Annotated in this window: 20 protein-coding genes; 7 read left to right on the top strand and 13 right to left on the bottom strand. The window is 45.8% G+C overall.

Annotation, left to right across the window (positions count from 1 at the left end):
* Positions 1-18 precede the first annotated feature (18 nt).
* The 5 genes from ACXAGQ_RS27675 to ACXAGQ_RS27655 all read right to left on the bottom strand — a co-directional run bounded on the left by ACXAGQ_RS27675 (position 19) and on the right by ACXAGQ_RS27655 (position 3,393).
* Complete coding sequence (locus ACXAGQ_RS27675; RefSeq protein WP_475258308.1) at positions 19-579, bottom strand: hypothetical protein; 561 nt, start codon at positions 577-579, stop codon at positions 19-21.
* A gap of 423 nt (positions 580-1,002) precedes the next feature.
* Positions 1,003-1,839 (bottom strand): CsgG/HfaB family protein, encoded by an 837-nt coding sequence (locus ACXAGQ_RS27670; RefSeq protein ID WP_475258307.1) that lies wholly within the window; start codon positions 1,837-1,839, stop codon positions 1,003-1,005.
* Between the two features lie 12 nt (positions 1,840-1,851).
* Entirely contained in the window at positions 1,852-2,256 is a 405-nt protein-coding gene (locus tag ACXAGQ_RS27665) for a curli assembly protein CsgF (RefSeq protein WP_475241283.1), read from the bottom strand.
* A 10-nt stretch (positions 2,257-2,266) separates the two neighbouring features.
* Complete coding sequence (locus ACXAGQ_RS27660; RefSeq protein ID WP_475258305.1) at positions 2,267-2,728, bottom strand: CsgE family curli-type amyloid fiber assembly protein; 462 nt, start codon at positions 2,726-2,728, stop codon at positions 2,267-2,269.
* Positions 2,725-3,393 (bottom strand): LuxR C-terminal-related transcriptional regulator, encoded by a 669-nt coding sequence (locus ACXAGQ_RS27655; RefSeq protein ID WP_475258304.1) that lies wholly within the window; start codon positions 3,391-3,393, stop codon positions 2,725-2,727. Before ACXAGQ_RS27655 ends, ACXAGQ_RS27660 begins: the two co-directional genes overlap by 4 nt.
* Positions 3,394-3,704: 311 nt before the next feature.
* Between ACXAGQ_RS27655 and ACXAGQ_RS27650 the strand changes: the two genes are divergently transcribed.
* Both ACXAGQ_RS27650 and ACXAGQ_RS27645 read left to right on the top strand, forming a co-directional pair.
* The gene (locus ACXAGQ_RS27650) at positions 3,705-4,838 is read left to right on the top strand and encodes a YcjF family protein (protein ID WP_475258302.1); all 1,134 of its coding nucleotides are present in this window, start codon (positions 3,705-3,707) and stop codon (positions 4,836-4,838) included.
* Positions 4,819-6,378 carry a GTPase family protein gene (locus tag ACXAGQ_RS27645; protein WP_475258301.1) on the top strand — a complete coding sequence of 520 codons (1,560 nt, stop codon included), beginning with the start codon at positions 4,819-4,821 and terminating at the stop codon, positions 6,376-6,378. The genes ACXAGQ_RS27650 and ACXAGQ_RS27645 overlap by 20 nt, the downstream gene beginning before the upstream one ends.
* A gap of 96 nt (positions 6,379-6,474) precedes the next feature.
* Here the strand turns inward: ACXAGQ_RS27645 and cra are convergent, their stop codons facing one another.
* On the bottom strand, positions 6,475-7,473 hold the full coding sequence (cra, locus tag ACXAGQ_RS27640; protein WP_475258299.1) for a catabolite repressor/activator: 999 nt from the start codon (positions 7,471-7,473) through the stop codon (positions 6,475-6,477).
* 384 nt (positions 7,474-7,857) lie between these two features.
* Between cra and fruB the strand changes: the two genes are divergently transcribed.
* From fruB to fruA, 3 genes are read left to right on the top strand one after another with little or no spacing between them, the layout of a single operon-like run.
* A complete protein-coding gene (gene fruB / locus ACXAGQ_RS27635; RefSeq protein ID WP_475258298.1) occupies positions 7,858-8,976 on the top strand; it encodes a fused PTS fructose transporter subunit IIA/HPr protein in 1,119 nt (372 codons plus the stop codon).
* Positions 8,977-8,978: 2 nt separating this feature from the next.
* Positions 8,979-9,938, top strand: a complete 960-nt coding sequence (pfkB, locus tag ACXAGQ_RS27630; protein ID WP_475258296.1) for a 1-phosphofructokinase — start codon at positions 8,979-8,981, stop codon at positions 9,936-9,938.
* A gap of 21 nt (positions 9,939-9,959) precedes the next feature.
* Positions 9,960-11,717 (top strand): PTS fructose transporter subunit IIBC, encoded by a 1,758-nt coding sequence (gene fruA, locus ACXAGQ_RS27625; RefSeq protein ID WP_475258294.1) that lies wholly within the window; start codon positions 9,960-9,962, stop codon positions 11,715-11,717.
* A gap of 252 nt (positions 11,718-11,969) precedes the next feature.
* On the opposite strand, the gene ACXAGQ_RS27620 is transcribed toward fruA, so the two are convergent.
* Both ACXAGQ_RS27620 and ppsR read right to left on the bottom strand, forming a co-directional pair.
* Positions 11,970-12,662: a hypothetical protein gene (locus ACXAGQ_RS27620; protein WP_475258292.1), complete on the bottom strand. Its 693-nt coding sequence runs from the start codon at positions 12,660-12,662 to the stop codon at positions 11,970-11,972.
* A 255-nt stretch (positions 12,663-12,917) separates the two neighbouring features.
* Positions 12,918-13,751 carry a posphoenolpyruvate synthetase regulatory kinase/phosphorylase PpsR gene (ppsR, locus tag ACXAGQ_RS27615; protein WP_475258291.1) on the bottom strand — a complete coding sequence of 278 codons (834 nt, stop codon included), beginning with the start codon at positions 13,749-13,751 and terminating at the stop codon, positions 12,918-12,920.
* Between the two features lie 755 nt (positions 13,752-14,506).
* Between ppsR and ppsA the strand changes: the two genes are divergently transcribed.
* Entirely contained in the window at positions 14,507-16,873 is a 2,367-nt protein-coding gene (gene ppsA, locus ACXAGQ_RS27610) for a phosphoenolpyruvate synthase (protein ID WP_475258289.1), read from the top strand.
* Between the two features lie 238 nt (positions 16,874-17,111).
* Here the strand turns inward: ppsA and folM are convergent, their stop codons facing one another.
* Genes folM through folX form a run of 3 tightly spaced genes read right to left on the bottom strand, consistent with a single transcriptional unit; the run spans position 17,112 to position 18,845 of the window.
* The gene (gene folM, locus ACXAGQ_RS27605) at positions 17,112-17,831 is read right to left on the bottom strand and encodes a dihydromonapterin reductase (RefSeq protein WP_475258287.1); all 720 of its coding nucleotides are present in this window, start codon (positions 17,829-17,831) and stop codon (positions 17,112-17,114) included.
* Positions 17,828-18,466, bottom strand: a complete 639-nt coding sequence (gene folE, locus ACXAGQ_RS27600) for a GTP cyclohydrolase I FolE (RefSeq protein ID WP_475258285.1) — start codon at positions 18,464-18,466, stop codon at positions 17,828-17,830. The genes folM and folE overlap by 4 nt, the downstream gene beginning before the upstream one ends.
* A 1-nt stretch (position 18,467) precedes the next feature.
* Entirely contained in the window at positions 18,468-18,845 is a 378-nt protein-coding gene (gene folX / locus ACXAGQ_RS27595) for a dihydroneopterin triphosphate 2'-epimerase (RefSeq protein ID WP_475258284.1), read from the bottom strand.
* Between the two features lie 284 nt (positions 18,846-19,129).
* Here folX and ACXAGQ_RS27590 point away from each other — a divergent pair, with 284 nt between their 5' ends.
* The gene (locus tag ACXAGQ_RS27590; protein WP_475258363.1) at positions 19,130-19,627 is read left to right on the top strand and encodes a CIA30 family protein; all 498 of its coding nucleotides are present in this window, start codon (positions 19,130-19,132) and stop codon (positions 19,625-19,627) included.
* Positions 19,628-19,717: 90 nt separating this feature from the next.
* Here ACXAGQ_RS27590 and ACXAGQ_RS27585 read toward each other — a convergent pair whose 3' ends face one another.
* On the bottom strand, positions 19,718-22,792 hold the full coding sequence (locus tag ACXAGQ_RS27585) for an efflux RND transporter permease subunit (protein ID WP_475258282.1): 3,075 nt from the start codon (positions 22,790-22,792) through the stop codon (positions 19,718-19,720).
* Entirely contained in the window at positions 22,789-23,901 is a 1,113-nt protein-coding gene (locus ACXAGQ_RS27580; RefSeq protein ID WP_475258280.1) for an efflux RND transporter periplasmic adaptor subunit, read from the bottom strand. The genes ACXAGQ_RS27585 and ACXAGQ_RS27580 overlap by 4 nt, the downstream gene beginning before the upstream one ends.
* Positions 23,902-24,050: the final 149 nt, after the last annotated feature.

Genomic DNA, 24,050 nt, shown 5'->3' with positions numbered 1-24,050 from the left:
TATTTTCCTTAATTGTGCTTATTCAATAACGATATTGCGATTCATACCGTTGATGATTACATGCGTTTGATTATTACCCGTTTGGGTTATCTCAGAATAAAAGTGTTTAACATTACTTTTTTGTACAATTAATGCGGTATTGTCATTTCCATATTGGCTTATTTCTCCCTTATTATTTTTACCTTTCTGAATCAAAGCGGCTTTATTGTTATTGCCGACTTGTAAAATGAGCCCAGTGTTATCAACGCCAGTCTCAGAAATATAAGCAAGGTTGTAATTGCCATCTTGTTGGATCGCGGCTGTGTTTAGTGCACCTTGCTGTTCAATAATTGCTTTGTTTCCATTCCCCGATTGTGAAATCGCTGCTTTATTGTTTGCACCATTACCAATGCTTTTTTGAATAATTGTGGCTAAGCCATTATTCCCGTTGTTGACTTTGATATAGGCGTAATTGTCAAACCCGTAGCTGATTTCATTAATATGACCTAATTCATTTAGCGCAAGGTCACTCGAATTTGCTTGGCTATGAAAACCAAATAGACCAATGTATATGATTACTGCCTTGTTTAACTTACTCATCACCACATCCGTCTTTGTTGTTTCGTTTTGTAATTTAATTATCGTTTTTGCAAAAAGATTCTCATTAAACGATCAGTTGAAATAATCTGCGACGGATTAGTATTAATGCGTGAAGTTTCATAAATGGGATTTACATCTAAATGATGAGAAAAGCCTTTGGTACTGAACTTTGGTTTAGTTGATACAATGCAACCTGTTGCTTTAAAAGGGTGTTAGCTTTGTTGGGCACTTCTACAGCAGCTTATGCGATCTAGAGCTAAAGCATTTATTGATTTCAATTCGAGTTTTATGACAATAGCTAAATTGAACTGCATGAACCCATGGGGGAGTGGTAACGTGGCGTTTGTAGAAAATCTGACTGAAGATATAAATGAAAAGGCCCTCCAGAAGAGGGCAAAAGGTGGGACCTTAACTTAGTTAGAATTAGATTATCGGCTGATTTTTTTCCATATATTGCTGGATAATTGGGTGGTTGACATCTTCCTCTCTCAATGTGGTCCAGAGTCCGCTTTGAATGCCGTCAACGATGACATGAACCACGGCGGCATCTATGGCAGACATGACAGCAACATTGACCGGTTCATTAGTGGTGTACCCTAACTCAGCCTCAAGTAAATCTTTGTAATCGATGAACTTGAATACACCTGTTTGAACCTCTTGGGAATAGATCGTCTTGCTGGTGGTGACACTCAAGAGTATCCGTCCACTTCGGACATCGACTGCACGGACATTGACTGTCACCTGGTCGGCCCTAAATTGGCCTGATGCCCCAATACCTAAGTACCTCGCACCAGCACCGCCTGTTTTAATATTGGTGTCGTAGGCAACGATGCCGCCTTCAAACATAATATTGGCAGATTCGAGTGAGGGTAGATTATTACCATGGTTGGCAACAACCTCGTCTTTTTTCTGTGCTGCTCGGATGATCTTCCTTTCGGTTAACAGGTTTTGTAGCCCTTCACGCTCTAATGGAATAAACCATTTAGAATCGAGTAATGATGTCATTAATAGGGCGGCAGCACCTTGAGGTACAGCCGTTGAGAAGTTACTGTTGGGCTGTGGTTTATATTGGCCACTTTGATCCCGGAAGTCATAAACCGAGACATAGACTTTACCCCTGGGTAAAGGCAGGCTGACTAAATCATTATAAGTCGCCCCACGTGCCATTAAATTTGGCTTCTCATCAATATCTGGTGTACCCATAGATAATGAACAACCGCTCAATATAACTGAGAACAGAACTGCTAATGTGAATTTCATTGCTGTACTCCATTATAAATCTGGCACTAAGCCGCTAACTTGAATCGTGGAAGATTCACCGGTTTCTTTATCGGTGATTTGAATGGTTAACTCGCCGTTGTTATCGACAATATTAAGCAGGAAATCATCGGTCGAAAGTTGGCCGGTGTTTCCGTTGCCTACATCAGATAGCAACTGGCTGATTAGTCGGGATTCAAGGCTGGCTGCAAGCCGATCCAAATCGGATTGTTCGTCGAGTATACTACTGGCATCAGGGTTCTTATGATCATTGATGGCATTGGCAATGCCTAATAAATGACCACTGTTTAATGGATTCCCACCAAAACTAGGATTGATAGGCCGGTAAGTCAGTTCAGTCGCTATTGAGCTTAAACTGAAGCAAGCTATACCCAGAGTACAGATAATTTTTCTTTTCATGATTGGTCCCTTAAATTTCATCATGATCAACATCAAAAGTATCTTTCAGGTAACGTTCAATTTTCCAGCGGACGACATAAGTACTGATTGCACTTACGGCATCGTTAACTTTTTGTTCTATTTGTGCACGGCCTGGCGATATTGCGGTGCGATATATCAAATTCTGGCGGTGATATACGCTCATAATACTGCCGCTCAGTGCTGTAGGCCGTTCTTTGACCGTTAAGTTTTCTGCTAGATTCTCAAATCTATCACTCATTTTCTGAGAGAATAGAGAATAAAATTGCTCACCCAAGTGGGTAAAGGTACGGTCAACAATAATGCCATCAATTTCAGTTAGGCTATCAAGAGTTTCAAGGCTGTCTTTACTTTCTAAAGGAGGTCCGTTTTCTAATGGTTTGTTCTCATTAGCGGAACTCGCACTGGACAAAAGCAGCGTTGTTGAAATTATTGATATAAATAACTTTTTCATATCGGCATGTCGTTGTAATAATTATTTTTTGCCCACATAAATGCTTGAACACGATTCTTCGCATTAATTTTCTTAAATACATTATGTAGGTGTGACTTAACTGTGTTTTCGCTGACAAACAGACTCGCGGCTATTTGTTCGTTTGATTCTCCTAGTATCAGTAAATCAAGGATTTCTTTTTCACGTGTTGTTAGGTTAGTCCTTGGCTTTATGTTGAATTTAAGTTGTGAACGGTTTCTGTAAGATAGAATGATCTTCTGACTCAGGCTTCGGCTAAGCCACATTTCACCATCTAGAATACATTGCATACCTTTTTCAACAATGTCCAAACTGTTATCGGAATAAAAAACGCCGGTAATATTTGGCCATCCTAACAATGTTTTGTAGTCAGTATCCTTAGGCGTATTAATTAATATCTCTTTGGTTTCTAATTCATTTGTTGTAACGAAGTTGTAGTACAAATGGTACTTTTCTTCAGTGATAAAAGTGAAATCAACAATGACAAGAGCAGAATCTGATTTCCCGTAGGATCTAGATGTGAATTTGTCAAATGTTGTCAGTTCAATATTTTTATTAAGGGATTTCTCGAGGAAGTCCTTAAACAAACATGATTGAAGACTTGAATCACATATGAAATAAATTTGCTTAAAATGACCGCTGGACATCAACTCTTCCTTTTTTCTTAGCATGTCAAGTCGCGCTTACATTCTTAAATTTAGAACAATAAAAACAAACATCAAGACAGCAAAAAAGTTATATAAACTAATTAATGATAAGCGTATGAAAAAGTTCATAAAAAAATAGTCATTTTTTTGACAGTGACAAAATAGTTAAAGAAAAACAAAAAAATACCATCAAATTCTCATTGTTGAGGCAGACTTTCTTACGTAGGTTAATATGCACCTTGTGCTTTATGCTTTGCCACTCAAATGGGTGCCATGTATCATCGCGTTATGTAGTAGGCTCCGAGGTATGGATGCAGCAGTTTTTTAAGAATATTTTCCAGTATATCAATCCAGATAAGGATCCGGCACTACAAGCCGCCAACCAGCAGTGGGAGTCATCCCTACCTACATTGTGGTTGTTGGGTAAAACCGGGGCTGGTAAGTCGACGCTTGTTGCAACCGTAACTGGCAACGAGCTTGTTGAGGTGGGCAATGGTTTTCAACCTTGTACCCAAACTGCTGTCGAATACGCATTTCCGGCTGACAACCCGGTATTGCGATTCCTTGACACTCGTGGCTTATCAGAGACTGATTATGACCCTTCTGATGATATAGAAGCCTGTCAGGCTCAAAGTCATGCATTGGTTATTGTCATGAAAGCCGAAGAGCCAGAGCAAAGTGATGTGTTAGCTGCACTCAAGAAAATCCGCAAAGATGGGCGGATAGATAGCTTGCTATTGGTTCATACGGCTTGTTTGTCCATTACCGACCCAGAGCAGCGCCTTCAAGCGATTTTCCATAACCAAGATCAAGTGGAAAAGGTCTGGGGCACTACATTGATGTCGGTGAACGTAGATTTCCATGAAAAATCGACGGATAGCGTTTCAACACATAACGAAGAGCCATTTGGCTTAACGGCATTAAATAAACAGCTGGCAGAGCTGCTGCCAATCATTCAGCTAATGCAGCAGGCAAAACAGCATGGTGATGCAGAACATGGAAACTTTCAAAGGTTACAACAAGAAGTGATGTGGTATGCAGGCAGTGCTGCCGCCTCAGATGCTTTGCCAGGAGTAGGGCTGGTGTCTGTTCCCGCACTTCAGGGCAAGATGCTACACAGTTTGGCGCGGCAATATGGGGTGGAGTGGAACCGAAAGCGCTTTACCGAGTTCGCTGGGTTATTAGGTAGTAGCTTTGCTCTGAAATATGCCACCAAACTGGGCGTTCGCCAGCTGGCAAAATTCATTCCGGTTTATGGACAAACGGTTGGTAGTGCCGTTGCTGTGGCGATCAGTTTTGCTATGACTTACGCAATCGGTCGGGCTGGGTGTAAATACCTCTACCATATCAGCCGGGGAGAGCCGGTTGATGAGGCCGATATTCGCCTAATTTTCGAACAAGCTTTAAAACAGGCAAAGGAAAGCCATGAAAAAGACAATCAATAGTGTCAGCCTGATGAGCCGCTTTTCGGCCGGATTTCTACCTTTGTTCTTTGCATCGATGATCATCCCTGTGTTGGTTTTGGCTGGCTGGGGGCTGGTTAAGATTATTGAGGCTGACCATTGGTTGTTCTTGTCCGCCTTGGTCGCTTTGTCATCCTTGATGGTCATTGTTGGTGCCATTTGGCTGCGGAATATTCGGCGAAGCGCTTCTGGTGAAACTGGGCGAAATGCTTCTGGTGAAGCAGGGCAACTTGAAGGCGACTATGATGTCGCGCCATCAGGTGAGTGGGGAGAGTTTGACCGCAAGGTTTGGGATACCCTTAATCCCGAGATAGGTCATTACCTCGCTAGAGGCGATAATTGGGCTGACTTAAGAGAGCACGCCTTGGCCTTGTCTATGGAGGTTGCCAGCCAATATTACCCAGAGCGTGATACCAAAGCCCTGTCATTCACGGCACCAGAATTTCTTCTGATGTTAGAGAAAGTGAGTCATCGTTACCGTCATTTTCTACTTAGCCATGTGCCATTTGCAGAGACCCTGAAGCTGTCGCATCTCCAGCAAGGTTATCAACATAAAGATAAATTAGGGATAGCGAAAAAGGCTTATGATGTGTACCGAGTGTTCCGGGCGATGACACCTGCAGGCTTGATCGCTGAGGCGAGGGGGCAACTACTTGGGCGCCTATTTGACGAGGTGAATGAAGAAGTACAGCTTACGTTGAAAAAAGTTCTCCTTCAGGAGGTCTTGTCTGTAGCCATTGACTTATATAGCGGTCGGTATAAAGCCGCTGAAGGCGAGTTGAAGAGCAGCGAACCTGATAGTGCTCATTTTGCCGAGGAGCTAGAACCGCTTCGGGTCGCGATTGTTGGCCAGGTTAGTGCGGGCAAATCGTCGTTGGTGAACACCTTTGTCGGTAATATGGTGGCAGAGGTGAGTGCTATCCCCTCGACGGAAAACATGGTTCTTCACCGTTGTTATGTTGATGGGATTGATATTATTCACCTGGTTGATTTGCCGGGTATCGATGGGACAGAATCGACCAACAAGCTGTTGGCCAAACAGATGGCCCAGAGCGATATTGTGTTGTGGGTACTTAAGGCCAACCAGCCAGCCAGAAAAAGTGATGCGATCTTGCGCCAACAATTCGAAGAGTATTATCAGCAGGAAGGTAATCGTAGCCGAAAGAAGCCGAAAGTCATTATGGTACTTAATCAGGTGGATCGCTTATCGCCAGCAATGGAGTGGCAGCCGCCTTACGATCTCGCCACGACACAATCACCCAAGGGCAAAACCATTAAAGCGGCATTGGACTACAATACCGAGCAGCTATTGCCTGATGATGCAGTAGTGGTGGCTATGCCACCGAATGACCAACCTTACAATATGGATAGCCTAGCTGAAGCATTATTGGCTGCTTTTCAAGAAGGGGTGAATACCCAGCTTAATCGACGAAGGTTAGAGCACAAAAGTGAGGCATTAACCCAACAAGCGAAGCGCTTGTATCGATTAGGCAAGGTTGCGGTTAAGCGCTATATGGTTTGATGCCAGAATTGACTAGTCTCAAGACAGAAAGCCCAAGCTCTGCTGCTTGGGCTTTTGTTTATGTATGGTTTGTTTATATAGTTTGATGGAGTAGTGCTAGCGACGCTTAATTTTTCGAGGGATCACTTCCACACCTGTACGGTAGCGACCGGCAATGGCGTTTAGAGCTAGCTCCAGTGCGTTATCGGCAATGAGTTCGAACTGCTGAGGGAGCGATTGGATTTTGATGGGTAAGAAATCCAGTAAGCGGTTATCACCAAAGGTGGCAAGGTGGGTTTTTTGCATTAAGTCCGGATTCGCCAGTAAGCAATCGAGCACGCCTTCGAACAGGGTGTAAGAGGTGGCAAGAATAGCGTCTGGCATGCACCCGTTGTCAATCCAGTGTTGAACCTGCTGCTGCCCTTGCTGTTGGCTGAAGTGATCACCATTGGCAATCAAAATCTTGGCTTCAGTTGTTTGTTTTTTGGTGCTATGAGAACGGATTGCTGATAGAAAGCCTTGTTCACGTTCTTTGGAAACGCCCAGTTCAGGAACCGCACCGACAAGCCCGATACTCTCGACCCCTTTTTCCAACAAGCTCAGGGTAAGATCAAAGGCACCGTCCAGATCTTCACTGATTACACTGGCGAACATTTCATCATTCATTGCGCGGTCAATGGCAATAACCGGTACGCCACCGGTTTGAATGCGTTGATAAAAGTCGCTATCGGTCGGCAGGGCACTGGCCACAATCAATGCATCAATACGGCGGCTTAGTAGGGTTTCAGCCACCTTCATTTCAGTGTCAGCGTCATCATCAGAGCATGAGATAATCAGCTGGTAGCCTGCTTTTCGCACATTACTTTCCAGCAGCTTTGCTAGTTTGGCATAACTGCTGTTTTCAAGATCAGGAATGATCAAGCCGAATGAGCGGCTGCTCCCTGCACGTAGTGATGTAGCTGCATGGTCGGGACGGAAGTTATGTTCATTCACAACAGCCATGACTTTTTGCTGGGTCTTTTCGCTGATCCGGTATTTCTGCGCTTTACCGTTGATCACGTAGCTGGCTGTTGTACGGGATACGCCGGCAAGCTTTGCTATTTCATCTAGCTTCATTCTGATTCTTGTTGGTTACAGTTAGCGGACGCCTTCATTCTACTGGTTCATATCCAGAACAGAAAGGGGCGGCTTGGTCAATAATATGCGCGTTATATCCAGATTACCTAGGTATATGGCCATTGTTTTGTGCGGCGGATCATAAAAACACTCATGATCTTCTAAGCACATTTGCAATATTAGCTGAAACCATTCAGCATGTCAGCTGAATGGTTTCAGCAGCGATATAACTTTGAACTAGATTGTGCTGAAATTTTATTTTGACCAATAGATGAATCGATTCAGTCAGCAAGAAATCAAGTTGGTCATTTAGGTTTATATTTGTGTAGACGGGGAGAGAAGGCCATCGGCCTTCACCAGGTTTAACGAAACTGGAGTAAACACATGCTGTCACTCTCAACAAAAGATATTCAGCTTAAACAATCAGCAGCGGATAAGCAGGAAGCCATCAAGGCGATTGCTGCGGGCCTGGAACAACAAGGCTTGGTCGAAACCGGCTATGTCAACGGCATGCTGGATCGCGAAGCTCAGAACTCAACATTTCTTGGCAACGGCATCGCAATTCCTCACGGGACAACCGATACCCGTGGTTTGGTGAAAGAGACTGGTGTAAGGGTTCATCATTTTCCGCAGGGTGTTAACTGGGGAGATGACAAAACGGTTTACCTTGCTATTGGTATTGCCGCTAAATCTGATGAGCATCTAGGCATTCTAAAGCAGCTAACCAAGGTGCTTTCCGCTGATGGTGTTGAGGACAAACTGAAGACGAGTGATAGCGCTGAAGGGCTTATTGCAATTTTAAATGGCGAAGCGCAGCTAGAAGCAGACTTTGATGAAAGTTTTGTTCAGCTTTCTTTTCCTGCCACCGATCTTGTTCAGTTGACTGCGGTAGCCGCTGGCTTGGTGAAAAATCACCAATCAGCAACAAACGAAACTGTTGCCGATGCAATTGCCTCTGGGGCGACGCATCTAGGCCAAGGCTTGTGGGTTGCAAAAAGCCACAAAGGCGTCAGCCGTACTGCTTTGTCATTTGTTACCCCAGCGGATTCTTTTGAAGAATCAGGCTCTCCAGTCAAAGGTCTCTTGTTTGTGGCAGCGTGTAATGGTGCCCATGTCAACAACATGAACTACCTGGCACAACTGCTATTTAAGAACCAAGCGAGCAAGTTGTTCAACACGTCGGCCGATCAGGTCGTGACGCTCCTAACCGAAGAAGCGCTAGAAGGTAATACCGAAGTCTACAAGATCCGCAATCCGCACGGTTTGCATGCCCGCCCTGGCGCGATGTTGGTGAGTGTTGCCAAGAAATTTAACAGTAACATTTTGGTTTCCAACCTTAACGGCGAGGGTAAAGCCGTCAATGCCAAGAGCTTGATGAAAGTGATTGCTTTGGGTGTTAAGCAAGGCCACGAATTGCAGTTCACAGCGCAAGGCGACGATGCTGATGCAGCTTTGGCAGCAATTGGCCAGGCGATTGCTGACGGCCTTGGTGAGGGTAAATAGCCATGACTCAGACAAGTAATTCACAGCTGAAAGTTGTGACAGTGACACTCAACCCGGCATTAGACCTAACGGGTAGCCTTGAGTCACTGAACCCGGGCACCGTCAATCTGGTCAATACGGGAACACTTCACCCTGCGGGTAAAGGCGTCAACGTTGCCAAAGTGCTGGCTGAACTGGGCGCGGACGTGACCGTAACCGGCTTGCTTGGGGGGGATAACCAAGAACCATTTTGCCAGCTCTTTGATGCTCTGGGCGCAAAAGATGCCTTTGTTCGTGTGAAAGGTGCCAGTCGTATCAACGTCAAGTTGGTCGAACAGGATGGCCGAGTCAGTGACATCAACTTCCCGGGCGTGGAAGTGAGCGAGCAAGATTTGGCGGCGTTTGAAACCGCACTGAAAAGCTTGGCTGAAAGCCATGACGTATTTGTGATTGCCGGTAGCCTACCTCGCGGCATTACTCCTGAGCAATGTGCGGCTTGGATTCAATGGCTGCATGACAACGGTAAGCAAGTTTTCTTTGATAGCAGCAAAGCGGCATTGGCTGCGGGCTTGGATGCCTCACCTTGGCTGGTGAAGCCAAATGACGAAGAACTGGCTGACTGGGCAGGGCGCGAGCTGAGTTCACAGCATGACTTGCTGGCAACGGCAGAGCAACTTTCAGCCAAGGGTATTGCCAACGTAGTGGTATCACTCGGTGCTGAAGGTGTGATGTGGCTTAACAGCGAAGGGTGGCTTCGCTCCCAGCCGCCAAAAATGGACGTTGTAAGTACCGTTGGTGCAGGGGATACATTAGTTGCTGGTTTGTGCTGGGGACAGCTTAACCAGTGGAACAAAGAAGAAACATTAGGCTTTGCCACAGCACTGTCGGCACTGGCGGTAAGCCAGGTTGGCGTCGGGGTTGAAGATATCAACCAAGTTCTGAAAGTAAAAGAAAATGTCCAAGTAAATAACGTGAAGAGCTGATTCGGATCAGAGGGTATTGAAATGAAAATTGCAGTAATAACAGCATGCCCAAGTGGTATTGCAAATAGCATTATTGCCGCTGGCTTGATTGAAAAAGCAGCAGCAGAACTAAAATGGACAGCAGCAATAGAGTGCCAGTCATCAGTGGTACCAGTGAAGGCACTGAGCCAAACTGTCATTGACGAAGCTGATTGTATTGTCGTTGCCGCGAGTACCGCGGTAGATACAACCCGTTTCAAAGGCAAAAAGCTATCCCAGGTTGCAATCGAAGACGTACTGGCCGATCCGAAAGCCGCGCTTTCACAGGCAATTAGCCAAGCGACTGTGCTATCCGAAGTGACTACTGTAAGTGCAGCAGGTGCTGCCACAGCAGACCGCAGTGATTCTGCTGCGAAGAAGATTGTAGCAATTACAGCTTGCCCAACCGGTGTGGCACACACTTTTATGGCAGCAGAAGCACTGGAAGAAGAGGGTAAGCGTCAGGGGCATCAAATCAAGGTTGAAACCCGTGGCTCTGTAGGCGCTAAGAACCAGCTGACCGCAGAAGAAATTGCTGCCGCTGATTTGGTGATCATTGCTGCTGACATTGAGGTTGATCTGTCTCGCTTTGCTGGCAAGAAGCTGTATAAAACCAGCACAGGTGCAGCCTTAAAGAAAACAACCGAAGAGTTTGAAAAAGCGTTTGCGACAGCCACGCCGTATCAGCACCAGGCAGGCTCATCATCGGAAGGTGAAGCTAAGCAAGAGAAAACAGGTGCCTATAAACACTTGATGACAGGTGTGTCGCATATGCTGCCGCTCGTTGTTGCAGGTGGTCTTTCTATTGCTCTTTCATTTGTGTTCGGTATTACCGCATTCGAACAAGAGGGTACCCTGGCTGCTGCACTGATGACTATCGGTGGGGGTTCAGCGTTTGCTTTGATGGTTCCAGTGCTGGCTGGCTTCATTGCCTTCTCGATTGCTGACCGTCCGGGCCTGGCTCCGGGTTTGATTGGCGGTATGCTGGCAAGCTCGACTGGCGCAGGTTTCCTTGGTGGTATCGTTGCCGGTTTCCTTGCCGGTTACAGTGCCAAGTTTGTGGCAGACCACGTTAAGCTGCCGCAATCCATGGAAGCGCTGAAACCAATTTTGATCATTCCATTGCTATCAAGCTTGGTGACTGGCCTTATCATGATTTACGTCGTTGGTGGCCCGGTATCAACAGCGATGACTAGCCTGACTGATTTCTTGAATAATATGGGCTCTGCAAACGCCGTACTGCTGGGTATTATCCTTGGCTGTATGATGTGTTTCGACTTGGGTGGCCCAGTAAACAAAGCGGCATATACCTTTGGTGTTGGCTTGCTAGCCTCTCAGACTTATGCGCCAATGGCAGCAGTAATGGCTGCGGGTATGGTTCCAGCTCTCGGTATGGGTTTGGCGACTTTCTTGGCGAAGCGTAAGTTCAACGCTAGTGAAGCAGAGGCGGGTAAAGCATCATTTGTATTGGGCCTATGTTTTATTTCTGAAGGTGCGATTCCGTTTGCAGCTCGCGATCCAATGCGTGTAATCCCAAGCTGTATGGCGGGTGGTGCATTAACTGGCGCGCTATCAATGCTGTTTGGTGCTAAGTTGATGGCGCCGCATGGAGGTTTGTTTGTGCTGTTCATCCCGAATGCGATTACACCTGTGCTGATGTACCTCGTTGCTATTGCTGCAGGTACGGTAGTGACTGGCGTGACCTATGCATTCTTGAAGAAATCTGACGAAGAGCAAATGGCGGTTGCGGAAGCAAAATAAGCGTTAATTTGTGATTCACTAGATAAAGAAAGCCCCGGCATAAATGCCGGGGCTGATGCCACCGCTGCCTACGGTATTTTTTGCGTTTGCCCCAAAACCATCAACAGGTTAACAGAGTTATCTTTCCATGAAATAAGATTTTTTTAGTATCTCTGTTAAGACAGACGTATATTATGTAGGCATTCCCTGCGTATTATACAAAGCGCGTTTGTTATTGTTGTATTATTACCCTAAAAATATAGTTTTATTATTTTAATTTATAATATTATCTTCTTCGGCTGCTAGCAGCCAATTTTCCCCATCAACGATTAATAGATAAGACTTCCCTATATCTAAATCACAAATATTTCTTTGATTTGCACCTAATATCAGTTCGTTATTACAGTTGTCGAGAACAAGCTGATTAGAAAATGTACCTTTGCTTAAATTTGTAACAGTGACTACCGAAGAATTAACTGTTACAACCGTATCTTCTATAGCAAATAATCTTAACCGGTATTTGTCTTCAATAGGCGAAGGGTCTTGAACCGTGGTGGACAGGGTCAATTCACCTTCATCGCTCCATGCGATAGCCCATAGCTTTTCCCTATTATTCAGAAGTATATCTTCTGATGTTGATTGAGACGTTTGTGTGTTGGTATCTTGTGCACCAATATCAAGCGTCATCGGTGAAGCTGTGGTCCAGCTAATGGCATGATAATAGGAGTCAACGTTGTTAACGGTGTATACTTTATTATTTTCATCAAAGAGGTCACTGCCTCCACTTGATTCTTTTATAAAAAAGTCTGCGGTATCACCTGATAAATTAATAAGGTCAATACCCAACGTTCTTACACTGACTTCATCCATTGTCACAACTGTTGGTTCTGGTGTATCACTTGATGAACCACCACCGCAAGCAAATAAAAAAACTGTTGATAATGCTGTGAGCGCAACCCTAATCATTTTGGAACCTCGTTATTATTTTTCTGAAGCTCAAATTAAGCATATTCAATAATTGATAATTTTTTGATGAATAATAGGGATAAAAATAAGAAATTAATAAGTGATTGAATAGTTGTATTTTTTTAACTCTCATCATTGAGAATTTGCGGTGAGATAGTGATAAACCACGTTGAAAAGGGCGGCGAGTAGCAAAAAACAGAATACTCGCCGATAAAAGATCACTGAGGCGTTTAGCTTACAATTAACTCAAAAGTGTTAGCACATCTTACGTTTCAGACCGCTAATATCGAGCAGGCGAGTAGCGATTTCTTCAACCGAGAGGCGGCTGGTGTTGAGGTATGGAATGGCCTCTCGGCGGAACATCGCTTCTACTTTGCTTAACTCGTTCTCGCATTGCTCAATGCTGGCGTAGTGACTATTGGCGTAACGCTCGTGACGGATCTCAACCAAGCGCTCAGTATCTATTGTCAGGCCATAGGTTTTATAGCGGTAAGGCTCAATCGCTTTGGGGAGCCTCAGCTTGCTCATGTCTTCAGCAATGAACGGGTAGTTTACCGCTCGGATCCCAAATTGCATTGCAAGATAGAGGCTGGTCGGTGTTTTGCCGCATCGTGAGACACCCAGCAGGATGACATCTGCTTGGTCTAGGTTATTGAGCGATACGCCGTCATCATGGGCTAGGGTGTACTCGATCGCTGCAATACGGTCTTGGTAACTATCTGCATCTTTGGCAATACTGTGGGAGCGTTGCAACTGGGGCTGCGGGGCCATCTGCAAATCTTCGCTTAGGGGGGCGACAAGCGCATTTAGTACGTCATAAAAATGTGCCTTACTCTGCTCAATGATCGATTTTACCTCTGGCAGTACGATGGAGTAGAACACGAGAGGCTCTACCCCTGTTTCTTCAAAAGCTCGATCTATCTGTTGTTTGACACTGTTGGCACGCTCAATGCTTTCAACAAAGGGCAGGGTAGTTTGACGCGTCGTGATATCAAACTGGCCAAGGACTGCGTGGCCCAGGGTTTCAGAGGTGATAGCTGTCCCGTCAGACACAAAGAACACGTCACGAAAATTGGACTTGGATTGCATGAAAATTTTAATCCTTGAAATTATTTTTAGCCAAAAGCATAAGTGCACTCAATATAATCATCTGCAATACAAGTTTCCAGATTCAATGTCCCACTTTGCTGTAATCTTGTTTTTGTCTTGATCACATACTGTTTTAGAGGTGTTTACAAAGGCGGTTTTTGTGGGCAATTTTTTTCAGAAATTTTTATGGGGAATTTAAAATGTCGATAAATTCACCGATGATGATTAAAGTGCCTTTACGTCTATACCTTTGTGTTTAAGTTGTTGATATTGTTGTAAAATGTGTGCGCTTATCTTAGGTGGCCCAGATAGCCTACCAATGTTGAGCTAGATCAAAAACCTGATGCGCTTCAAATTTTTTTGATAACTTGCTAGATAATTTTTATGAGAGATGGAAAACTGAATATAGCAATTCGGTGCTACAGGGTATGACTTTAGCGTTATGTATCTGTTCTTCGAATAGGAAAATGTCTATGTATGTGTGTATATCCAGCTGTATCGCATATAGATATACGTTTTCAAGCAATTGAAAATGAAAAAGATTTGACAGAATTTTAGCATCTAATTTTATAACAATAACCTACAGGGTAACTGTGCTTGCAGGCGGATTATTCGTCAGTGAAGGACATATAAGGAGACATGATTAGCTTTTTGCTCTGAAAATGGACATTTTTCGCTTTTTTTTGTGGCAAAAAGCAATCGTTTACTAATGGGTTACCTGCTTTAAACTGTTGAATCCAATAAGGAGAATTGCCGTGCAACAGAATGTTGTTTGGTACGATGCTTTGTCAATGAACGATGTTGATAAAGTCGGTGGTAAGAATGCATCTCTAGGCGAGATGGTGGCGAACTTGGCTAATGCGGGCGTAAAAGTCCCTAACGGCTATGCGACAACATCCCATGCCTTCAATCAGTTCTTGGAAGCCAATTCGCTTAACGAGCGTATTTATAAGCTTCTGGATGAACTTGATGTTGAAGATGTACATGCCTTGCAGCACGCTGGCGAGACTATCCGTAATTGGGTTCTAGAAGCGCCGCTTCCACAGGATCTGGAACAGGATATTCGCGAGTGTTACCTTGAGTTGGCTCAGGGGGACGAGATGCTGTCAGTGGCTGTTCGCTCATCGGCAACAGCAGAAGACCTACCAGATGCCTCATTTGCAGGCCAGCAAGAAACCTTCCTCAATGTACGTGGTATTGATGCGGTGATCGAAGCGGTTAAACACGTTTTCGCCTCGCTATTTAATGACCGTGCAATTTCATACCGTGTCCACCAGGGCTTTGACCATAAAGGGGTTGCGCTATCGGCAGGTATCCAGCGAATGGTTCGCTCGGATAAAGCCTCTTCCGGGGTCATGTTTACCCTAGATACGGAATCAGGCTTTGACCAAGTGGTATTTATCACTTCTTCTTGGGGGCTTGGTGAAATGGTTGTTCAGGGGGCGGTAAACCCTGATGAGTTCTATGTCCACAAGCCAACGCTGCAGGCGGGTAACCCTGCCGTAGTGCGCCGTACTATCGGCTCTAAACTATTGAAGATGGTTTACACCGAAGACACTTCGCTGGGTAAGCAAGTTGAAATTCTTGATACCAGCAAAGAAGAGCAATCGCAATTCTCTCTAACAGACCAAGAAATCGAATCCCTTGCGAAGCAAGCGATGATCATTGAGAAGCACTATGGCCGACCAATGGATATCGAGTGGGCGAAAGACGGTATCACTGGTGAGCTACTAATTGTTCAGGCGCGCCCGGAAACTGTACGTTCGCGTGATGATGCCAATGTGATGGAGCGTTTCCACCTCAATGGTACTGGTCAAGCGCTCATTGAAGGTCGTGCAATCGGTCAGCGTATCGGTAGTGGTGAAGTTCGCGTGGTATCCGATCTTTCCCAGATGGATCAGGTACAAACTGGCGATGTGCTGGTGGCCGACATGACTGACCCTGATTGGGAGCCGGTAATGAAGAAAGCGGCGGCAATAGTGACCAACCGCGGTGGCCGTACTTGTCATGCGGCAATCATTGCCCGTGAGCTTGGGATCCCTGCGGTTGTCGGATGCGGTAATGCGACTGATTTACTGCAAACCGGTCAGAAAGTAACGGTCTCTTGTGCGCAAGGTGAAACTGGTTATATCTATGAAGGTGAGCTGGACTTTGAAATTCGCCGCTCAGAGGTCGACGACTTACCAGTTCTACCGCTCAAAGTGATGATGAATGTCGGTAACCCGGACAGGGCATTCGACTTTGCTTGTATTCCTAACGAAGGGGTAGGCTTGGCAAGGTTGGAGTTTATCATCAACAAGATGATCGGTATCCACCCGAAAGCCTTGTTGAATTACGACCAACAATCTGACGAGCTGAAAGCAGAAATTGACCAGCGTATCATTGGTTATCCTGACCCGGTTGAGTTTTACATCCAGAAGCTGACTGAAGGGATCTCAACATTGGCTGCGGCCTTCTGGCCAAAACGCGTTATCGTTCGTATGTCTGACTTCAAGTCAAACGAGTACCGTAACTTGGTGGGTGGAGTGAGCTTTGAGCCGACAGAAGAAAACCCAATGATCGGTTTCCGTGGTGCGTCACGCTATATTTCTGAGCAATTCCAAGATTGTTTTGCCCTTGAATGTGAAGCAATTAAGCGTGTTCGCGAAACCATGGGATTGAAGAACGTTGAAATCATGATCCCGTTTGTCCGTACCGTCAGCGAAGCGGCGTCGGTGATTGATTTGCTGGCTAAGTTTGATCTGCGTCGCGGTGAGAATGGCCTCAAGGTTATCATGATGTGTGAGTTGCCATCGAATGCTATTTTGGCAGATGACTTCCTCAAGTATTTTGATGGCTTTTCGATCGGCTCAAACGACATGACTCAGTTGACGTTGGGGCTTGACCGGGATTCCGGTGAGATCGCCCACATGTTCGATGAGCGCAACGAAGCGGTCAAAGCAATGCTGGCAATGGCAATTACAGCAGCAAACAAAGCGGGTAAATACGTTGGGATCTGTGGCCAGGGGCCATCAGACCATGATGATTTAGCCCAGTGGCTGATGGAGCAGGGGATCGATTCGGTTTCCTTGAACCCTGATACTGTGGTTGAAACCTGGTTGCACTTGGGTGAGCAGTCGTAAACGACTGACTTAAGCTACAAAAGCTCGCTATACCAGCGAGCTTTTTTATGCGTGTAGAATGACTATCATATAATCATCAGTATGTGATAGTGAATATTATCTAGTTTAATTATGCGCCTCTGCAATAATGCACGGGCTTTGATTAAGCTTTAAGGCAATTATTTTTATCATCATTGGTTTTGCTTCTCTTGTTGGATTGCTGCAAGAGAAGCTTTTTTTTGCCTAACGGAAAAGGCCACTATTTCAAATGACGTCCACCATCAATTTGTAGATTTCTGCCAGTTATGAAACGGCTGTTGAGCAGCATCCTAACGGCCTCTATGATTTCGTCGAACCCGGCTTCCCTAGGCAGTAACGCCTTGGCGAGCACTTTTTCTTTATAAGCATCACCATCTTTGGGGTTAAACTTCAGTAATGCTGGTGAAATTGAATTAACTTTGACTTCGGGGGCGAGCAGTGAAGCAAAGGACAAGGTTAGGTTGTTCATTGCCGCTTTACTTGCGGCGTAGGCAATGTGTTTCTTGCTGCCTTTCTCTGCCACGTAGTCTCCAATATGAATGATATCAGCATGACCATTTTCCCTTAGTTGGTCCTGTAAGGCTAAGTTGATTTGATAAGGTATTGCAACGTGAATCCCCATCATTTTTTGCAATACCTCAGCGGCACTTACCTGCGCGTTTTCCTTGCTGATTGGGTCTGGCATCCAATCTGAGGCGTTGTGAATAATGGCTCTAATCGTAGGATAGCGCTGCGACAACATCGCGATAAAGCTGTCAACCTGCTCTTGTTGATAAAAGTCTACTTGGTGTAACTGGGCACCAAGCTCTTTGAGTTCAGAGAGGGCTGCATAATCAGTACGATAAGTGCCTATAACATGATATCCCTGCTGAAGAAGTGTCTGAGCCAACTGAAAACCTAGGCGTTTTCCTACCCCAGTAATGACGACGACTTTGCTCATTGTAAGAACTCCGCACGAGTTTGGGGGTTGGTTTTGAATTGGCCTCCTAGTGCAGTGGTGGTAGTGCTAGAGTTAACATCCATCACACCTCTTGATTTCACGCAGTAGTGTGTGGCTTCAATGGTCACTGCGACATTTTCTGTTTCAGTTAAGGTTTGAACAGCGACCAAAATCTGCTGAGTCAAACGCTCTTGTACCTGGGGGCGCTGGGCAAAGAAGCGCACGATCCGGTTGATTTTGGATAAGCCAATAACTTTTGATTCTGGTAAGTAAGCGACTTTTGCGACACCGTCGATGGTGACAAAGTGGTGCTCGCAGGTGGAAGTGAGACTGATGTCCGACACTTTCACCATCTCATCGACACGCATTTTGTTTTCGATAACGCATATGTTGGGAAAGTTGTCGTAGTCGAGACCAGAGAAAACTTCATTTACGTACATCTTAGCGATTCGGTGTGGCGTTCTCGCAAGGCTATCATCCCTGAGATCTAACCCGAGCACTCCAATCACCTCTGTCAGTAGTCCTTTGATGCGCTCATACTTTTGCTCGGGGTTCATTTCGTTGGGTAACATGGGGGTTTCCAGCCCTTGCTGGATTAATGCCTGTTTGACCAGCTTTGCTTCGATATTCATCATGCTACTCACTTACACTTTCATCAGTGAAATAATTCAATGTTAGGGAGACTGAATCGGCAAATCGTAATGCGTGGGGTTTATCAATAGTCACTTGGGCATAACTCACCCATGGATGGTCAACACACAAACCAAGCACATCACTAGTGAGTTTTTCCAGTAACAAGAATTTCCCGTTCTCGACGTGGTGGATGATGTTTTTGCAGATGGTTTTGTAATTTAGGGCGTTTTCAATATCATCGCTCAGGCACAAGTTATTTGCGGGATAATGGATTTCAGCATTGATAATGATGTCTTGCTGTTTTTGTTTTTCTTCTTCATTAAACCCGATATACGTTCTTAGCCTGAGATTCGTAATCTTAATAATCGCGTTATGGTTCATGGTCGATTCTCTTAGTATTAGGTTTACCTTTAACGCAAGAGAGATCGGAAAGGATCATGAACTTAGTCAACGGGCATGATTTGTGAATACCGAATTGTGTTCATTGATTTCAATGATCGCTTAAGATGATCTATGAGAGGAGTAAAATCGTAACAACTAGTAAAAACAAGATAATACGAGCATAGCTCGCCTCGAATCAGCAGTAGGAGTGATTCATGGGAAAACTAATTTTGCTTGTTGCTTCCTTCATCTTCACAAACACAGTATCTGCATCAGGGGCGATAATGATTGACTTAACACAACCTAGTGAACACCAGCACTGGCAAGCAACCAATGACAACGTGATGGGGGGTATTTCACAAGGGCAAATAACTTTTGATGGTCAGTCTAGTCTATTCTCAGGGGAGTTATCACTAGCTAATAATGGTGGCTTTAGTTCCATTAACCGGCCCATAGAATCATTGCCTGCGGAGGTGGATCGAGTCGAACTAGCATTTATCGGTGATGGTCGCCTTTACCAAATGAGACTCGCGACATGGAAAAATGGTAATCGAATTACCTACAAGCACGAGTTTTCGACCGTTAAGGGGCAACAACAGAAGATGGTATTTGACCTGAACAACTTCCAAGCAGTGTTTAGAGGACGACTTATCTATAATGCACCTGAACTTGCCGCACGGGATATCAAGCAAGTTGGGGTATTGATAGCAGATAAGCAACCAGGGCCTTTTGCAATTAATCTCATTCAAATTCAATTTCAAACCGCGAGCGAACCTGAATAATCAAAATGGCCTAAGGTAATGCTTCAGTGAAAATTTAAGAGGCTCTGAACACTGTCAGAACCTCTTCGAGTGCTACATATTTTTCTAGGGTTATTTTGCTTTCACCATGAACAATACCGCATATAGCACCGGTACAACACCCAAGGTTAATAGCGTTGCACCTAGCAGGCCAAAGATAATGGCGATGGCCATAGGCTCCCACATAATGCCGCCCCCAAGCCAGAGCGGGATCATGCCAACCACTGTCGTTGCTGTGGTCAGCAGGATAGGGCGCATACGGCGCTTTGCTGCTTCAATGATGGCATCATAGTGCTCAAAACCATGTTCTCTTTCGATGTCGATACGGTCGATCAAGACGATGGCGTTATTTATAACAATACCAGCGAGCGAAATGATGCCTAGTAAGGTCATAAAACCGATATAGGATTGGGCTAGGTGCAAACCTATCGCAACACCAATCAATCCCAATGGAATCGTCATCAGAATAATGCTGGTTTTGCGGATACAGTTAAACTGTGCCATCAACAACAGTAAGATGATAACGGCTGCAATTGGCAGCTTGTCAAAAATTGACTTGTTGGCATTGCCTGATGATTCCGCCACACCTCCCAGCTCCCAGCGGTAGCCTGTCGGCCAGTTTTGTTGCTGGGCGTTGAGCAATGCCCTAAGCTGCTTGTTGACCTCTGCAGCGGTGAGGTTAGGCGCCAAACTGGCCGAAACGGTAATGGCTTTCATCCGGTCCCGGCGAGGGATTAATGCAGGCTGCCATTCCAAGTTGGCTTTGGCGACATGGCCAAGAGGAATGGAATCGAGCGTGTGGGTCAGCACGTTCATGCTGGTTGGCAGATCTTTGCCATTGTATTGCCGGGAGCTGGCTTTAAGCATGATGGGGATAATCTCTTCGTTCTCCCTGTATTCAGATATTTGGATACCTGTCGTGCTAGCTTGGATAACCTGAGCTACGTCGGCATTGTTGATCCCTAAGCGCTGGGCTTGGGCTTCATCAATGTTGACGAAGAGGTTCTTGGTCTTGTTACCCCAGTCATCATTGATAGAACGAACACCGTTAATAGCGCTGAGTTTTTGTTTTACCGTGTCAGCTAGGCCAAAAAGCTGCTCGGTGTCACTGCCCATGATCCTAACTTCGATAGGGTTCTTGATAGCGGCGCCATTCTCAATTTTTCTCGTACTGTGAACAACATCAGGGTACTGGTTGAAAATGTGCTGGTCGATATCAGCCATGAGCTTGTCGACCACTGCGTCGCTGGTGGTATTGAGTAAATAGACCGCGTAGTTAGGGCTTGCTGGCTTGGATGTGTGGGAGAGTACATAGCGTGGCCCACCATTGCCAATAAATGCAGCCCAATTAGTCAGCCCTTCCTTATCTTTTGTTGAGTCAGATTTTAAAGTCTCAAGATAGGCATCAATATTTTCTGTTACTTCTACGGTTTTACTCAGCGGAGAGCCTACCGGGAGCTCTATTTCTAGCTTGAATGTCGGATCTTCTGATGGCGGGAAGAAGATGACGGGAATAAATCTAAAACTGTAAACGGCGATGCCAAAAGCGACGACGACCACCGAGAGAGTTCGGTAGCGGTATCTTAACAGCGCCGCCAATGCTTGGCTGTACAGCTTTTCCGAGCGGTTATCTTGCGGTGTTTCTTTAGCTGATGGTGCCTGTGCAGGCTTTTTCACCTTCAAGAAAAGCAGGCAGAGCATAGGTATCATGGTCAACGAGAAGAACCATGATGCTAGCAAGGTGATGGAAACTACTTTGAAGAGCGGGGCGGTGTACTCACCGGTGGTTGATTCGGCGAGAAAGATAGGTAGAAAGGCAGCCGACGTGGTCAAGGAAGAAGTCAAAAGTGACAGCTTGAGTTCACCGGCAGCTTTGATTGCCGCATCAAAGGCTTTTTGCCCGCGCTCCATCCTGGTCATGATACTTTCCGCCATGACGATAGAGTTATCGACCAGCATACCGAGCGCAATCATCAAGGCCGCGAGCGAGACCTGATCAAGACCGATTTGTAGCCAGTACATGATGCCGATAGTGGCGGCGATGGTCACCGGGATCAAGCTTGCGACAATCAGTCCGGTTCGAAGCCCGAGTGTGACAAGCATAACACCGGATACAACGGCGATGGCCTGGAATAGGTTGCTGACAAAACTATCGACGGTATTTTCTACCAGTTCGGGCTGGTAGGCGATGATTTCGAAATTGACGCCCCATGGGTAGGTTTGCTCCAGTTGTTCAAGTAACTTGTCGACTTGCTCGCCCAGTTTTACGATGTTCCCGCCATCAATCATGGCGATGGCGAGTGCAAGGCTATTGTCGCCATTGGTTGTTACCATAGAGCGCGCAGGCGTTTCGTAACCTCGGTAGATATTGGCGATATTGCCAAGCGGGAGTACTTCCTGGGTGTTTGGTAACGGAACGAAAGTGCGTTTTAGTGATTCTACTGATTCAAGGTTGCCGCTTGGCTCAATACTCATGACCTCGTGCTCGGTGTGCCATTCCCCACCGCTTAACAGGGTGTTTTTGCTGGCTAAGAACTGGGCCAGATAATTGGGGGAAAGCCCAAGCTCTTGCAGGTGACTATTTTCGTACTCTACGAATATTCTCTCTTCCTGTGCGCCATAGATATCGACCTTGCCGACCAACGGTAGGCGTAAAAATTCATCACGAACTTGGTCGGCAATATCCTTCAACTCACTGTAGTGATAGTCGTTGGCAATGACCGACAGGACGATACCGTAGACATCACCGTATTCATCATTGACCGATGAGCGCCCCGCAGCGGCAGGCAGCTCGGTTTGCACGCCATCGACTTTACGGCGGAGAGAGTCCCAAACGGGGCGAAGGTTTTTGTAACTGTCTTTGATATCGACGGTGATAATTGACATACCATATTTCGACAGGCTGTTGACGCTATCCAGCTCTGGCATTTCCTGAATCGCTTTTTCCAACTTGTCGGTCACTAGCTCTTGAACATGCTCAGGCGAGGCGCCTGGAAATGGCGTGATCACCTGTGCGGTTCGGATCGGGAAGCCCGGATCCTGTGCTTGTGGTATGGATAGAAAAGATGTGATGCCGAGCATAACAGCTGCGAGGATTATCAGTCCCATCAGCTGTTTTTTCTGCAAGGCTAGTTGAGTGATGTTCATGAGTGGCTATCCTCGACCAGCATCAAGACCACCTGACCGTCATAGATCTGATTGAGCCCTGCGGTAATGACTTTTTGGCCTTCAACCAGACCCTGGGTGATCTCTATGGAGCCTGCAACAAACTTACCGGTTTCTATCGCTACTTTTCGAACGATACCCCGGTTGTGCTCAGTCGGTTCGAAGGTCATGACATAGCGTTGCTCATTAGACTCGTTGACCGCATTCATCGGTACCCAAAGGCTGTCATTATTGACCAGAAAGTCACGACTTATTAGCAACTCTGCTGCCATACCGGGACGCAGTTTTGTGTTGCGGGTGTCAATTTGCGCGGTGACAAAGTATGTACCGTTGGTGCCAGTATTCAAACCAATTTCACTGATATGGGCGTCGAGGGGTTGCGACTGGGCAGCTGAGATAATGGCTTCAACAGGTTGGCCGATCCTCAGGCTTGAAACTGTGGCTTCAGAGATATTGGCTTTGACTTCCATAACACTGCCGCAGCTCATCACGGCAATCAATTGTCCGGCTGAGACATTCTCGTTCTCGGTAACATAGGTTTGGGTGACAGAGCAATGCGCTTCATTGGTATGAAGCGTGGCGTGGTGAATTTGCTGTTGGCTTAAATCGACAGCCTGCTGCGCCTGATCGACCTTTGCGAGGCCCACCTGATGCTCGGCATTTGCAACGTCATAGTCCATCTCAGAAATCAGTTGCTTGGCATGGAGCTCCTTCATCCTCTGGTAGCGGGATGTACTGGCTTTTGCATTGGTAAGCGCTTGCTCAAGCAAGGCTTCATTTTTATTCAGAGCAAGCTGTAAGTCATCATCATTGAGAGATGCTATGACATCACCGGCACGTAGTCTGGTTCCGGCTTTTGCTGGAAAGTGCTCAATGGTGCCAGAGACCTGAAAGCTGAGATTGGTCGTTGAGGCTGAAACTGTGGTTCCGGCAAAGCGGTGTTGAAAGTCTGCCGGGCTATTGGATGCAGCCGTGATTCTAACAGGTCTTAATGGTGCCTGTTCTTCTTGGGGGGCATTGTCTTGACAGCCAGTCAAGAGCATAACTCCCATCAAGATGGGCAGGGCAATGAAAGGCGAACGATATGTCATAAATTTTTTTTCACCGAATGTATTTAGTGAGGAGAGAAAAACCACTTCGGCAGTTCCTGAATATACCAACAATCATCAGTTGAAAGCGGAATATATGAAAGGTGAGTGTGGTTAACAACACTCAATATTTATTTTGCAGTCAGTTTCAT

The organism is Photobacterium sp. ABD4_091 (genome assembly GCF_056160145.1).
The sequence above is the reverse complement of the archived record's forward strand: the minus strand, read 5'-3'. Positions and strand labels throughout refer to the sequence as shown.

Bases quoted from the DNA above. Each gene is read 5' to 3' on its own strand.
- ACXAGQ_RS27675 (WP_475258308.1), bottom strand. From the start codon at position 579: ATGAGTAAGTTAAACAAGGCAGTAATCATATACATTGGTCTATTTGGT.
- ACXAGQ_RS27670 (WP_475258307.1), bottom strand. From the start codon at position 1,839: ATGAAATTCACATTAGCAGTTCTGTTCTCAGTTATATTGAGCGGTTGT.
- ACXAGQ_RS27665 (WP_475241283.1), bottom strand. From the start codon at position 2,256: ATGAAAAGAAAAATTATCTGTACTCTGGGTATAGCTTGCTTCAGTTTA.
- ACXAGQ_RS27660 (WP_475258305.1), bottom strand. From the start codon at position 2,728: ATGAAAAAGTTATTTATATCAATAATTTCAACAACGCTGCTTTTGTCC.
- ACXAGQ_RS27655 (WP_475258304.1), bottom strand. From the start codon at position 3,393: ATGTCCAGCGGTCATTTTAAGCAAATTTATTTCATATGTGATTCAAGT.
- ACXAGQ_RS27650 (WP_475258302.1), top strand. From the start codon at position 3,705: ATGCAGCAGTTTTTTAAGAATATTTTCCAGTATATCAATCCAGATAAG.
- ACXAGQ_RS27645 (WP_475258301.1), top strand. From the start codon at position 4,819: ATGAAAAAGACAATCAATAGTGTCAGCCTGATGAGCCGCTTTTCGGCC.
- cra (WP_475258299.1), bottom strand. From the start codon at position 7,473: ATGAAGCTAGATGAAATAGCAAAGCTTGCCGGCGTATCCCGTACAACA.
- fruB (WP_475258298.1), top strand. From the start codon at position 7,858: ATGCTGTCACTCTCAACAAAAGATATTCAGCTTAAACAATCAGCAGCG.
- pfkB (WP_475258296.1), top strand. From the start codon at position 8,979: ATGACTCAGACAAGTAATTCACAGCTGAAAGTTGTGACAGTGACACTC.
- fruA (WP_475258294.1), top strand. From the start codon at position 9,960: ATGAAAATTGCAGTAATAACAGCATGCCCAAGTGGTATTGCAAATAGC.
- ACXAGQ_RS27620 (WP_475258292.1), bottom strand. From the start codon at position 12,662: ATGATTAGGGTTGCGCTCACAGCATTATCAACAGTTTTTTTATTTGCT.
- ppsR (WP_475258291.1), bottom strand. From the start codon at position 13,751: ATGCAATCCAAGTCCAATTTTCGTGACGTGTTCTTTGTGTCTGACGGG.
- folM (WP_475258287.1), bottom strand. From the start codon at position 17,831: ATGAGCAAAGTCGTCGTCATTACTGGGGTAGGAAAACGCCTAGGTTTT.
- folE (WP_475258285.1), bottom strand. From the start codon at position 18,466: ATGATGAATATCGAAGCAAAGCTGGTCAAACAGGCATTAATCCAGCAA.
- folX (WP_475258284.1), bottom strand. From the start codon at position 18,845: ATGAACCATAACGCGATTATTAAGATTACGAATCTCAGGCTAAGAACG.
- ACXAGQ_RS27590 (WP_475258363.1), top strand. From the start codon at position 19,130: ATGATTGACTTAACACAACCTAGTGAACACCAGCACTGGCAAGCAACC.
- ACXAGQ_RS27585 (WP_475258282.1), bottom strand. From the start codon at position 22,792: ATGAACATCACTCAACTAGCCTTGCAGAAAAAACAGCTGATGGGACTG.
- ACXAGQ_RS27580 (WP_475258280.1), bottom strand. From the start codon at position 23,901: ATGACATATCGTTCGCCTTTCATTGCCCTGCCCATCTTGATGGGAGTT.